Origin of the sequence: Maricaulis maris, assembly GCF_049116555.1 — a bacterium.
Classification (GTDB): domain Bacteria; phylum Pseudomonadota; class Alphaproteobacteria; order Caulobacterales; family Maricaulaceae; genus Maricaulis; species Maricaulis maris_C.
Genome location: NZ_JAGDYT010000006.1, coordinates 577,513 through 590,115, shown reverse-complemented (window position 1 = coordinate 590,115; position 12,603 = coordinate 577,513). Strand labels below are relative to the sequence as shown.

The window sequence follows — 12,603 nt, the reverse complement described above, 5'->3', positions numbered from 1 at the left end:
CCGTTGTCCTCCGTGTGGTTCCGTCGCTTAGCCAGCGCTCGCGACAGCGTCGCTATCTGCTTCGCCTGTCTCGGTTTCTGCCAGGCCTTCTTCGGCCGGTTCATCGTCATAGGTCGCGGAATAGGCCGCGATCAGTTCGCCATCATCCCCGAAGGTCTGGATGCGCATGCCGTCGCTGGCACCGCGGATCGGGGAGGTGACCACCATCTCGCCGCCGCGTACGCCGGACGAAACAATGACTTCCTGTGCGTTCGAGTCGATTACCTCGACCGTACGGACCGAGAGCGTCCCGCCTTCTTCGGCGACATAGACATTGCTCTGGCCACGCAGCGCTGAGCGCGGCAGGACGTAGGCATTCTCGACATCGCGACCGGTGATATTGGCGGTCACGAAGAGGCCGACTGCCAGCGGCGTTCCATCAGAGGCGCCGTCGCCGTACGGATCGGTGACTTCGGCAATCGCGTAAAGCACGCGGGTCTGCGGGTCGATGGCGCTGTCTGTGCGGATGATATGGCCCTGCCAGGTGAGCTGGCGACCAGCCAGGGTTGCGTTGAGCTCGACCGGCATGCCGGCACCGCCAGCGGCGTTGTAGGCAATCGGAATACCCAGCAGACCCAGCTCGTGATCGGTCAGAGGCAGGCGCACCAGCACGGCATCCGTCGAGAAAACCTCACCCAGCGGGGTGCCCGGGGCCACATACTGGCCGAGATCGGCATTCTTGGCCCGTACACGGCCGCTGAAAGGCGCCGAGATGCGGGTCCGTGCCATGTCCAGGCGAGCGGATTGCAAGGAAGCATTGGCGGCGGCCAGCTGGGCGCGGGCTTCGGCCATTTGCGGTTCGCGCAGGGTCAGGGAGGAGGCTTCGCCGTCTCCCAATTCTTCCCATTCGCTCGCCGCCAGTTCGGATTCAGCGCGCTCGCGGGCGAGGGCCTGCTCTGCCTGGGCGACCTGGGCCGAGGCGCGGGTCACCGCGAGGCGATAGTCGGCATCGTCGATCTGGACGAGGGTTTCGCCGGCTTCGAAGAAACCGCCTTCGATAAAGTTCGGATTCACATAGGTGATGCGACCGGCAACCTGCGGCACCAGACTGATCTGGGTGCGAGGGCGGGCTTCACCCTGGGATGTGACCTGAAGGGCCACCGAGTCCAACCGGGCCTCGTCAACAAAAACAGCGACCGGGCGTGGCGCGGCGTTGGCGCGCTCCGGCTCTTCCTGCGTCATGAACTGGGAGGCGATGACGCCGACGCCGACGATGCCGACGACAACAAAGATCAAAAAGCGTCCGATAAACTTGCCCATGATTATTCTCCTGTGTACGCGGCCGGGTCTGCGGACTGGGCCGCGGAGAAATCGCCGGCGAGGGCGAGATAAAGATCGACACGATTGGTCGCGCGCTCGCGACGTGCCGAGATGTACTGACTTTCAGCGCTGATGCGCCGGGATTGCGCGGTCAGCAGTTCGAAGATGGTGGATACGCCGCGGGCGTATTCGCGGACCACAAGGTCCTCGGCGGCGGCGGCTTCTTCATAGGCCTGCTGCAGGTTCTCGACCCGCTGGGCGAGAATGCCATCGGCATGAATGGCGTTCTCCGACTCCTGCCATGCGGTCAGAACGGTCGCGATATAGCTGGCCACCAGACCTTCGGCATTGGCATAGACCTGGTCGCGCTGTGCGATCAGGCGTCCACCGTCAAAAATCGGGGCGACCAGCGAAGCCGTGACGCTGGAGACCAGGGTGTCGAGATCGAGAAGATCGGAGACATCGACCCCGCCCGTGCCCGACGAACCGCGCAAGGAGAGGCTGGGAATGAGCGCCTTGGCGGCCGCTTCGGCCTGGAAGCCGGCGGCGGTCAGGCGGTTCTCGGCAGCCCGGACGTCGGGCCGACGTGTCAGCATGTCGATCGGCGTGCCGAGGCCGCCAATCGCGCCGAATTCCGGGAAGTCAGCCTCTGGTGCAAGCGAGGCAGCCGGGTAGCGACCGAGCAGGGTTTCAAGGCTGCGCGCCGAAGCGGATTCGGACCGCTGGCGCGAGGCCAGTGCGGCTTGCGAAGACGCCAGGGCGCTGCGCGCGGTGCGGACGTCGGAGCTGCGGACAAGTCCACGAGCGAAGCGGCGTTCGGTGAGGTTCAGCGAGTTCTGGCGCGTGGCGACATCGCGTTCGGCCAGTTCCGTCTGGAGGCGGGCCTCGATCAGCGAGAACCAGCCCTTGGCGACCAGCCCGGCGACCGACAGCTGGCTCGCCCGGACGTCTTCCGCAGCGGCCTCGGCATTGAGCCCGCCGGCACGTGCATTATCCCGCAGGGCGCCCCAGAGATCGGTCTCCCAGGAGGCCGAGAGGCCGAGCCCGAAACTGTCCGATCCCGAGCCGACATTCGGCTGGGAGCGTTGATAGGTCACACTGCCATCGAGCGATGGCAGGTAGCGCGCCCCGTCAATACGGGCTGCCGCGACCGCGCCGTGATAGCGCGCCAGCGACTGGGCCAACGACGGATTGCCGTCGAAAGCTTCGTCGATCAGCGCCGAAAGGCGCTCATCCTGTAAGGAGGCAACCCAGTCACGGGCGAGTTCTGCTCCGGCTTCACCATTACCTGCAGACCAGGACGACGGTGCCGAGGGGAGAACCCCTTCGGAACCGAATTCCCGCGTCTCGAAGGCCTGCAGCGAGCTGCAGGAGGCGGTGGCCAGTGCTGTGGCGATTACTAGCAAACGTTTTGCCATGCGTTGTCCCCGCACGTCTTGATCCTGATTAGACCGGCATCCTAGAAAGGGCATAGCGAAAGTCAACAGATTTTTATCGAAAAACACTAAATGATTAGCGAATGGCATGAAAACTCTCTCGAAATTCGTGATGTACCGGGCCTGTCATCACGGTTTAGATGCCGCAGGCTCGTCATTTGGATGCAAATCGGGCTAGATGGCGTGTAGCTGAGACACTGGCCCCGGCCCGGTTGGCGGCTTCATGACCCAAGATCGGCCTGAAAGCGACTAAAACTTGAGCAATAAAAGGGCTTCCGACGCGCCGTTGATCCGCATCCGGCGACGTGACACTGCCGCCGTTGCGGCACTGGGCAGCATGGTGCTCGTGCTGTTCTGGCTGTTTGGCGAGCTGGGCTTCCTGGAAACGGTCGTGGCCATTGCGACGATCGCTGCCCTGTCCACATTCTATTACCTGACCGTCAGCACTACGCTCAATCCTGCTTCTGGAAACCAGGCACTGCTGGCGCGCGACAGCGAAGAGGCAGATGAGGCGCAACGCGCCAAGGTGATGCTCGAAAACCTGCCCATTCCCGTGCTCCTGGTCGGTGCGGGCGGGCGGATCGAGATTGCCAATCCGGCCGCGCGCGAGTTTCTCGGTCTTGACGCGGTGACCGGACATTTGTCAGCGGTCCTGCGCCAGCCGCTGGTTCTGGAGGCGGTCAGTGCAGCCCTGCGCGGTCAGACCGTGGCCCCGGTCGAATACTCGATAATGTCGCCGGTCGAGAGTCATGTCCGCGCCCATGTTGCACCGCTGGCCTCGCAGCGGGATCCATCCATGCCCTGGCGCGCCATGCTGGTCCTGTCCGACGAGACGTCAATCAAGCGCGCGGATCGCATGCGGGCCGACTTCCTCGCCAATGCCAGCCATGAGCTGCGGACACCGCTGGCCTCGCTCGCCGGCTTTATCGAAACGCTGCGCGGGCACGCCAAGGACGACCCGGACGCACGCGCTCGCTTCCTGGCGATCATGTTCGATCAGACCGAGCGCATGCAACGTCTGATCAATGATCTCCTCTCGCTGTCGCGGGTCGAGATGGACGAACATGTCCCGCCCAACAGTACGGCAGACCTGGGCGCGATCATTGATGATGTGGTGGATGTCCTGCGACCACAGATCAGCGAGAAATCGATCGAGCTCGACTTGCAGATCGAACCGGCCCTCGCGATTGGTGACCGTGACCAATTGCTCGAAGTCGTGATGAATCTGGTCGAGAATGCGATCAAGTATTCCGGTGCCGGGTCGACGGTCGAGATCCGCTTGTCAGGCCATCTCGGTCGTGACCAGGCGGAGCGTCCCGGCCTGACGCTCGGCCCCGAGGCCAGTCGCCTGACCCTCGCGGCGCCGGCCTCCGAGCCTGGCGACCACTTTGTGGCCGTCCGAATTCGTGACGGTGGCCAGGGCATTGAGCGCCGCAATTTGCCGCGCCTGTCCGAACGCTTCTACCGCGTGGATGGTCAGAAGAGCGGCCCCCGGGAGGGAACCGGCCTCGGTCTCGCCATCGTCAAGCATATCATCACCCGGCATCGCGGCGGTTTCACCGTCGAGAGCCTCCCGGGCGCGGGTTCAATCTTCAGTGTATATCTGCCCATGCCGGAATCTTCTCGAAAAAATACCGATTAATCAGAGGGTTGCCCAGGCATGTCGATATTCCCTGCAGGCAAGCCGGTCGTTGTCACAAAACTGTAGCCCGCTTGTCATAAACGGGGCTCGCAGCGGGCATCGGAAACGACTCGGTGCATAGGGAAACGGACCACCGATCGGCGAGCCGAGGGGAATTGCATGTCCATTATCGCCATAGTCGCACTTGCGATCATCGTGATGCTGGCCGGCGGCTTCTATGTCGGTCGGTCACGGGCGATTTCCGCCGTGTCCGGGGCGACCGCACGTCTGCACTCCCTGCCGAATTATCACGGATATTATGTCGCCATCTGGACCGGCCTGCCGGCTTTCATCCTGCTCGCGTTTTTCGGCATCTTCGGCACCAGCCTGATCGATCGCCTGACCGCATCGGAATTGCGCCGTGATGCTGCCGAACTGACCGCGAGTTTCGAGGAGGCGCTGGCCGCCGATCCCGAGACCCTGGCCGTGTTGGAGGCCCTCGCCGTGCTGCGCGAGCGATCCGACAGTGCCGCGGAGAACATGGCCGATTTGCGCAGCGCCAGAGGCAGTGACCGGGACCCGGCGCGCCTGGAGGCGCTGCAAAGCGAATACACCGATCTGGTCAATCAGCTGGCGACCGCTGAAGAAGTTCGCCTCGATCGGCGCACTATCCTGCGCGATGCCGTTCTGGACGAAGCGGTCGCGTCCGCAGCGCCGATCCGGGCGCTGGCCGGATTCGAACTCATGCATTCGCCGCGCGAGCGGCGTCAGCTCTTCCTGGCAGATGCCCGCCGGATCGCGACGGATGGGCTCGCCAGCCGCGCCAGTCCCGAACTGGATGCGGCGGCTTCGATCATGCGCCGTCATGCCAGCCAGCTGCGCAATCTGGTCGCCGGAATCGCCATTGTCATCGCCCTGGGCGGGCTGATCCGGACCCGGAGCCAGATCGCTGCCGCCTTCCGCGCGCGCAATCATGTCGAGAGCCTGGTCACGGCCATGCTCTTCCTGTCCTCGGTTATCGCCATCATGACCACGGTCGGGATCGTTTTCTCCCTGCTCTTCGAGAGCCTGCGCTTCTTCTCGACCGTGCCGCTGACCGACTTCCTGTTCGGCCTGCAATGGTCGCCGCAGATTGCCCTGCGTGCCGACCAGGTTGGTCAATCCGGCGCCTTTGGCGCTGTGCCGCTCTTCGCCGGAACGGCGATGATCACCGTGATTGCGATGATTGTTGCGGTTCCGATCGGCCTGCTGTCGGCCATCTATCTGTCGGAGTACGCCGGCCCCCGTTTCCGCCTGACCGCCAAGCCGGTCCTGGAAATTCTCGCGGGTGTGCCGACCGTGGTCTACGGCTTCTTTGCCCTGCTCACCGTCGGCCCGGCCATTCGCGGCTTCTTCGCCATGATCGGAATTGAAGACGTCGTGACCCAGAGTGCGCTGTCGGCGGGTCTGGTCATGGGCGTGATGATCATCCCCTTCATCTCCTCGCTCAGTGATGACGTGATCAATTCCGTGCCGCAATCCCTGCGCGACGGGTCCTACGCCATGGGCGCGACCAAGTCGGAGACAATCGGGCGCGTCATTATTCCGGCCGCCTTGCCGGGTATTGTCGGTTCCATCCTGCTGGCCGTGTCACGCGCTGTCGGCGAGACCATGATCGTTGTCATGGCAGCCGGGCAGGGCGCCAACCTGACCGCCAATCCGCTGGAATCGGTCACCACGATCACGGTTCAGATCGTGATGCTGCTGACCGGCGACCAGGAATTCGACAGTCCCAAGACCCTGTCCGCCTTCGCGCTGGGCCTGGTCCTCTTCGTCATCACCCTGGTGATGAACGTCATCGCCCTGCGCGTTGTGCAAAGATACCGGGAAAAATATGACTGATACGCCCGACATCTCGCCGATCCGGATCGCCGTCAGCAAGAATCTCGGCTCGCGCTATCGTGCGGAGTCGCGCTTCCGCGCCGCAGGCCTGGCCGCCGTCGCCGCGGCCGTCGGCATTCTGATCCTTCTGCTGAGCTCCATTGTCAGCGGGGGCCTGCCGGCCTTTTCGGCCAACCAGCTGCACCTGACCGTGGATCTCGACGAGGCGCTTGTTGATCCGTCGGGCGAGCGCAGCGAGGAGTCTTTGCGTCGGGGCAGCTATAGCCGGATCCTGCAAAACGCTGTCCGTACCGAATTCCCGGAGGTGACGGGCCGTCGCGATCTCCGCAATCTGTTCAGCCTTTATACCGCGCTTAACGCCACCCGACTGATGGATGAGGTGCTCGAGGATCCGACCCTGATCGGGACGCAGCACCGTTTCACCATGCCGCTGGCCGATGATCTCGATCTCTATCTCAAGGGAATGCTGGTCGACGAGCGCAGTTTCGAGCCGCAAGGCACGCTCAGCCTGGACGTTTCGGACGATGGCGTCATCGTCCGTTCCAGCGCCACTGATTTCCGCGACCTGGCGTCGGAAGTCGCCCGCACACTTCGCGCGCGCGCCACCTTGCTGGAAGTCGACGCGGACATGCTGGCCGAACGGGCGGAAGGGCTGAGCGGCACCCAAGCTGAAGACATGCTCTATGACGCCGAGCTCAACCGGCGCCAGGCCGCTGACATCCGCGCCAGGCTCGAGACGGAGGCCGGGCCGATTGAGCTCGATGGCAGCCTGCCGAGCATTCTGGTTGAAAGCGATGGCCGCACGGTCCTCCTGACCGATCTGGCGCGCAATGGCGCGGGCGGCACGGGGCGCTTCCTGCTCGGCAGTGAAGCCATTGAGGGCGAAAGCAATTGGTCGCTCCAGGTGATCGATACGCCGGCCGAACGTCGCCGCGTGTCTGATCAGTTGATTGTCTGGACGCGGGCCCTGGAAGCACGCGGGGCGATCAGTGCGGCCTTCAATACCTATCTTTTCGCCAATGCCGACAGCCGGGAACCCGAGCTGGCCGGTGTGAAAGGTGCGCTGTACGGCTCCATCCTGACGATGATCATCACCATCATCATCTCGGTGCCGATCGGTGTCTTCACCGCGCTCTACCTTGAAGAATATGCCCCGAAGAACCGGTTTACCGCGCTGATCGAGGTCAATATCAACAATCTCGCCGCCGTGCCGTCGATTGTCTTCGGCCTGCTTGGTCTCGCGGTTTTCATCAATGCTTTCGGCCTGCCGCGCTCGGCACCGCTGGTCGGGGGTCTTGTCCTGTCGCTGATGACGCTGCCAACGGTGATCATCGCCACACGCGCGGCGCTCAAGGCGGTGCCGCAATCCATCCGCGAGGCGGCGCTGGCTGTCGGGGCCTCACGGACGCAGACCGTTTTCCATCACGTCCTGCCGCTCGCTGCCCCGGGTATCCTGACCGGTGCCATTATCGGCCTGGCCCAGGCCATGGGTGAGACAGCGCCGCTGCTGATGATCGGCATGGTGGCCTTCATTGCCGATGCGCCGACGCTGGGGCTGGAAGGCTTTACCGAGCCGGCAACCGTGATGCCGGTCCAGATTTTCCTGTGGTCGGATGGTGCTGAACGGGCGTTCCAGGCTCGCACCGCCGCCGCAATCCTTGTTCTTCTCGCGCTGATGATCGGCTTCAATGCCCTGGCCATCTATCTGCGCCGTCGCTTCGAGCGGAGATGGTAGTTTCATGACCGATACCCCTCTCAATCCACCCGCTGATCTGCCGATCAAGGTCACCGCACGCAAGGTGACGGTGAGCTATTCCGGCAAACAGGCGCTGCATGATGTCTCGATCGACATTCCGGACCGTTCGGTCACGGCCTTCATTGGCCCGTCGGGCTGCGGCAAGTCGACCTTCCTGCGCTGCCTCAACCGGATGAATGACACGATTGATGGCGCCGTCGTCGGTGGTTCCCTGACAATCGATGGTCAGGAAATCAACGACAAGACGATCGACCCGGTGGTGCTGCGCGCCAGCGTCGGGATGGTGTTCCAGAAACCCAATCCCTTCCCCAAGTCGATCTATGACAATGTCGCCTATGGCCCGCGCATTCATGGCCTCGCCCTGACGCGTCCGGAGCTGGACGAGATTGTCGAAAACGCCCTGCGCAAGGCGGGGCTCTGGGACGAGGTATCCGACCGGCTCAACCACCCCGGCACCGGTCTGTCCGGTGGCCAGCAGCAACGCCTCGTGATCGCCCGTGCCATCGCGGTCAATCCGGAAGTCATCCTGATGGATGAGCCGTGTTCGGCCCTGGATCCGATCGCGACCGCGCGGATCGAGGAGCTGATCGACGAGCTGCGCGAGAATTACTGCATCATCATTGTAACCCACTCGATGCAGCAGGCGGCCCGGGTTTCGCAGCACACGGCCTTCTTCCACATGGGCCATCTGGTCGAATACGGGTCGACCGAAGACATCTTCACCAATCCGCGCGACACCCGCACGCAGGACTACATCACCGGACGCTTCGGCTAGGCCATCGCGTTTATCGAGAGGAGGGCCAGTCAATGGCGCTTTCCAGAACTGCCCACATCGTCACCGCCTATGGCGAGGAACTCGATCAGCTCTCCGACGATCTGGCCCGGATGGGCGGACTCGTCGAGACGCAGCTCGAGAAGTCGATCTCGGCGGTTGTCAGGCGTGATGCCAGCATGAAGGCCGACATCAAGGCGCGCGAAGCCCAGGTCAATGCGCTGCAGGTCGATATCGAGAAGCGTGTCCTGCGCCTTTTCGCCCTGCGCCAGCCGCTGGCGACGGATCTGCGCATGACCATCTCCGCACTCAAGATCGCCACCGATCTCGAGCGGGTCGGGGATCTGGCCAAGAATATTGCCTATCGGGCCGGCGACCTTGCGGGGTATGCGCCGATGCCGCTGACCCAGCAGGTCGAACGTCTGGGCGCCATTGTGATCAAGCAATTGAGTGAGGTCCTCGACGCCCTGTCCTCGGCCGATGTCGAGCCCGCCGTCCGGGTCTGGCATTCTGATGACGAGGTCGATGAGCGCTACAATACGCTGGTGCGCGAGATGCTGATGTCGATGACCGAGGATTCCGGTCTTGTCGGACCGGGTGTCCACATCCTCTTCGTGGCCAAGAATCTCGAACGCATCGGCGACCACGCGACCAATATTGCCGAAGCCGTTCATTTCATGGTGACCGCCTCTCCGCTGGTGGAAGACGGACCGCACTGACTCTGTTTGTGATCGATAGCCCGGAGCCAATCGATGAATCCGCAAGTCCTTGTCGTTGAAGATGAAGATGCCCTGGCCACCCTGCTTCAGTACAATCTGGAGAAGGAGGGGTATTCGGTTTCGGTTGCCCGCGATGGCGAAGAGGCCCTGATACAGGCTGAGGAGTCGACACCGGATCTGGTCCTGGTCGACTGGATGCTGCCGAAAGTCTCCGGCATCGAAGTCTGTCGCCGTCTGCGCGGCCGCCAGGAAACCGCCAATGTGCCGATCATCATGCTGACCGCACGGGGTGAGGAAACCGATCGTGTCCGCGGCCTGGATACCGGCGCAGACGACTATGTCGTCAAACCCTTTTCCATGACCGAGCTTTTCGCCCGCATCCGTGCCGTCCTGCGCCGAATCCGGCCGGGGCTTGCGGGGGACGTCATCGAGGCTGGCGACATCAGCATGGACCGGGTCGCTCACCGGGTCCGGCGCGCGGACCGGGAAATTCACCTCGGACCGACCGAGTTCCGGCTGCTGGACTATCTCATGCAGCATCCCGGTCGCGTCTTCTCACGCGAGCAATTGCTCGACGCGGTCTGGGGGTCTGACGTTTATGTCGAGGCGCGGACCGTCGACGTCCATGTGGGACGTTTGCGCAAGGCGCTCAACACCAAGGAAGAGCGTGATCCGATCCGTACTGTCCGCTCCGCCGGCTATGCCTTCGACGTGAATGCGTGATGTCCTTGGCGGCCTGACCATATTTGTGTGACAGGTCCGCGATCGCGCTCTAGGGTTTACCACAGAGATCAGCTCTGGGGGGAATCATGATCAAGATCAACAGTCTGCAATTTGTGTCCGCGAGCGTGCTTGCGGTGGCGGTCGGAGCGTCTGCTGTCGCCGAGGACTGGAGCGATGTGTTCGCATGGCGCGACATCCGCTCCGATGTAGCGTCCCAGTTCAATGAGGCTGGCGGCGAACGCACGCCGGCCCATTTTCGGGCCAGCGCGGCGCTCGATCTGGCATTGTTCAGTGCTGCCAATGCGGTAGAGGAACGCTACACACCCTATTTTGATGACCTGCCAGAGGCTTCGGGCGACCCGGACCTCGCCGCTCACTTCGCCGCGGCGGCCTTGCTGCAGCGTTTGTATGGCAGCAGTGCTGATGACGCGATCGAGGCGCGCCTGAATGCAGTCAGCGAAGGCCATAGCGAAGCGGCGGTGATGGCCGCACACCAGATTGCCGACGCGGTGGTCGACCGGGTCATGATCCAGGCCGGAGCGACGACAGGTGAGGTTCCGCCCTATCGCCCCTTTACGACGGCTGGCCGATGGGTGCCGACCGAACTGCCCTACTTCCGGGGCGGGCTGAACGTTCAACCCTGGCTGATGGAGGCGTCCACCGACCTGCGTCCGGACGGGCCGCCCGCCCTGGACAGCCAGGCGTGGGCCGACAATTTCAACGAAGTCATGACTCTGGGCGCGCGCGACAGCGAAATCCGCACGCCCGAGCAGAGTGCCGAGGCCCGTTTCTGGGTGTCGAAGGACTGGGAACCGCTCGTCATGCAGCTCGCCGAGCGCAGGGAACTCGACATGCTGGATACCGCGCGCGTGATGGCGCTGATGTCGCTGGCGACGTCGGATGCAGGCCTCGCGACCGGTGAGGCGAAGGATCATTTCCAGTTCTGGCGCCCGCTGACGGCCATCCGCAATGCGGATCTGGATGGTCGCGATGACACGGAAATCGAGGCCGGATGGATGCCGCTTCTGAATACGCCGCGGCACCCGGAATACCCGTGCGCACACTGTTCTTACGGCGCCGCCGTTTCGGCGGTCCTGTCTGCGACCTTCACGCTTGAGGACGGCGAGACGGTGGATGTCTATGCCGAGGACGCGCCGGATCTGGTCGAAGCCATCGCCGATCTCGACGCCTTCAGTCTTCGTATGTCGATGTCACGCCTGTATGGCGGCGTGCATTACCGCTTTTCAAACGAGGATGCCGAAGCCATCGGACGCGCCGCGGCTGACCTGGCCCTGGAGCGTTTCGGGCAAGAGGTCGAGTCTGACTAGTTTGCGGACAGGGCTGAGCGCGCGGCCGTGCGGAGAACGTTTGCGAGCTGTGTGAAGCCATCGTGGAGGGGCGAGCCCTGTCGCCACACCAGGGCGATATCGCGCTCCGCAATCGGGGCGTCGATCCGCCGGTAGACGAGAATATCGTCCCGGCGGGCCTCGCAGGTGACATAGAGTTGAGGCAAGATGGCCACGCCGGCACCCAGCGCCGACATGTGCCGGATCGCATCGAGACTCGTGCCCTCATAATCGGTCGATACAAAGGCGCCCGCCGCATGGGCGAGTTCCGACACCAGCGATGTCAGTCGGTGGCCCATGCCGAGTGTCAGCAAGGGGCGTCCCGTCAACTCGGAGAGCTTGATCGGCGCGGAATCCCCGGCCAGAGCATCGTCGGCCGGAACGGCAACCCAGAGGGTTTCCCGAAAGAGATGCTCGGAGGCGGTCGGGGTATGGTCTTCCGGCGTCGAGATCAGGACGTCCATCTGCCCATCGGTCAGTTTCTCCTGGAGCTGGACTGTCGATTCCTCGCGGATGGAGAGCCGAAGGTCGGGAAACTCCCGGTGCAGTGCGCCCGTCGCCCGCGGCAGGAGATATGGTCCGATCGTGGGCAGGACGCCCATCCGGACGCGGCCATATAGCCCGAGCCCGCCGCTTTTCGCGATGGATTGCATGTCTTCCATCTGGCGCAGGACATAACGGGCTCGGCGCACGATTTCGGCGCCGAGTGGCGTCACTCTCGCGCCATGTCGTCCTCGCTCGAACACGATTGCTCCCAGATGGGACTCGGCCTCGGCGATCTGCGCCGACAGGCTTGGCTGACTGACATGAAGCCGTTCGGCCGCGTCCGAGAAACGGCCGGTATCGGCAGTTGCAACGAGGTATTGTAATTGGCGGAGCGTCGGGCGCATCTATAGCTTTTTCCTACTTCGAAGATCGGTTTCTTATTATTTAGCTATCTAATTGGTGGAGGTAAACACGCCCTGCCTGATCGTCCCTGTTGTGATCGAGGCGTAGCAAGGCCGGTGATCGGCAACATTCGGGCATGCCTCGCAAATGCCCGTCCGAGAC

General features: G+C 63.2%; 10 protein-coding genes. 7 read left to right on the top strand and 3 right to left on the bottom strand.

Annotation, left to right across the window (positions count from 1 at the left end):
• Nucleotides 1-27 precede the first annotated feature (27 nt).
• Nucleotides 28-1,299, bottom strand: coding sequence for an efflux RND transporter periplasmic adaptor subunit (locus tag JXQ94_RS10430; RefSeq protein WP_421923714.1), 1,272 nt, complete (start codon nucleotides 1,297-1,299; stop codon nucleotides 28-30).
• 2 nt (nucleotides 1,300-1,301) lie between these two features.
• Nucleotides 1,302-2,717, bottom strand: a complete 1,416-nt coding sequence (locus JXQ94_RS10425) for an efflux transporter outer membrane subunit (protein WP_421923713.1) — start codon at nucleotides 2,715-2,717, stop codon at nucleotides 1,302-1,304.
• Nucleotides 2,718-2,991: 274 nt separating this feature from the next.
• Between JXQ94_RS10425 and JXQ94_RS10420 the strand changes: the two genes are divergently transcribed.
• From JXQ94_RS10420 to JXQ94_RS10390, 7 genes are all read left to right on the top strand, one after another.
• Entirely contained in the window at nucleotides 2,992-4,377 is a 1,386-nt protein-coding gene (locus JXQ94_RS10420) for an ATP-binding protein (protein ID WP_421923712.1), read from the top strand.
• Nucleotides 4,378-4,536: 159 nt separating this feature from the next.
• Entirely contained in the window at nucleotides 4,537-6,237 is a 1,701-nt protein-coding gene (gene pstC, locus JXQ94_RS10415) for a phosphate ABC transporter permease subunit PstC (protein WP_421923711.1), read from the top strand.
• Nucleotides 6,230-7,972 carry a phosphate ABC transporter permease PstA gene (gene pstA, locus JXQ94_RS10410; protein WP_421923710.1) on the top strand — a complete coding sequence of 581 codons (1,743 nt, stop codon included), beginning with the start codon at nucleotides 6,230-6,232 and terminating at the stop codon, nucleotides 7,970-7,972. The genes pstC and pstA overlap by 8 nt, the downstream gene beginning before the upstream one ends.
• A gap of 4 nt (nucleotides 7,973-7,976) precedes the next feature.
• Nucleotides 7,977-8,768 (top strand): phosphate ABC transporter ATP-binding protein PstB, encoded by a 792-nt coding sequence (gene pstB, locus JXQ94_RS10405; RefSeq protein WP_421923709.1) that lies wholly within the window; start codon nucleotides 7,977-7,979, stop codon nucleotides 8,766-8,768.
• Nucleotides 8,769-8,800: 32 nt separating this feature from the next.
• Complete coding sequence (phoU, locus tag JXQ94_RS10400) at nucleotides 8,801-9,484, top strand: phosphate signaling complex protein PhoU (RefSeq protein WP_421923708.1); 684 nt, start codon at nucleotides 8,801-8,803, stop codon at nucleotides 9,482-9,484.
• A 33-nt stretch (nucleotides 9,485-9,517) separates the two neighbouring features.
• Entirely contained in the window at nucleotides 9,518-10,207 is a 690-nt protein-coding gene (gene phoB / locus JXQ94_RS10395; protein ID WP_421923707.1) for a phosphate regulon transcriptional regulator PhoB, read from the top strand.
• A gap of 86 nt (nucleotides 10,208-10,293) precedes the next feature.
• Nucleotides 10,294-11,535, top strand: a complete 1,242-nt coding sequence (locus tag JXQ94_RS10390) for a vanadium-dependent haloperoxidase (protein WP_421923706.1) — start codon at nucleotides 10,294-10,296, stop codon at nucleotides 11,533-11,535.
• Here the strand turns inward: JXQ94_RS10390 and JXQ94_RS10385 are convergent.
• Nucleotides 11,532-12,443 carry a LysR substrate-binding domain-containing protein gene (locus tag JXQ94_RS10385; RefSeq protein ID WP_421923705.1) on the bottom strand — a complete coding sequence of 304 codons (912 nt, stop codon included), beginning with the start codon at nucleotides 12,441-12,443 and terminating at the stop codon, nucleotides 11,532-11,534. The two genes, JXQ94_RS10390 and JXQ94_RS10385, sit on opposite strands and share 4 nt — an antisense overlap.
• Between the last annotated feature and the right edge of the window lie 160 nt (nucleotides 12,444-12,603).

Excerpts from the sequence above, each read along its gene's own strand:
- phoB (WP_421923707.1), top strand. The coding sequence starts at position 9,518 with ATGAATCCGCAAGTCCTTGTCGTTGAAGATGAAGATGCCCTGGCCACC.
- pstC (WP_421923711.1), top strand. The coding sequence starts at position 4,537 with ATGTCCATTATCGCCATAGTCGCACTTGCGATCATCGTGATGCTGGCC.
- JXQ94_RS10390 (WP_421923706.1), top strand. The coding sequence starts at position 10,294 with ATGATCAAGATCAACAGTCTGCAATTTGTGTCCGCGAGCGTGCTTGCG.
- JXQ94_RS10425 (WP_421923713.1), bottom strand. The coding sequence starts at position 2,717 with ATGGCAAAACGTTTGCTAGTAATCGCCACAGCACTGGCCACCGCCTCC.
- JXQ94_RS10385 (WP_421923705.1), bottom strand. The coding sequence starts at position 12,443 with ATGCGCCCGACGCTCCGCCAATTACAATACCTCGTTGCAACTGCCGAT.
- pstA (WP_421923710.1), top strand. The coding sequence starts at position 6,230 with ATGACTGATACGCCCGACATCTCGCCGATCCGGATCGCCGTCAGCAAG.
- pstB (WP_421923709.1), top strand. The coding sequence starts at position 7,977 with ATGACCGATACCCCTCTCAATCCACCCGCTGATCTGCCGATCAAGGTC.
- JXQ94_RS10430 (WP_421923714.1), bottom strand. The coding sequence starts at position 1,299 with ATGGGCAAGTTTATCGGACGCTTTTTGATCTTTGTTGTCGTCGGCATC.
- phoU (WP_421923708.1), top strand. The coding sequence starts at position 8,801 with ATGGCGCTTTCCAGAACTGCCCACATCGTCACCGCCTATGGCGAGGAA.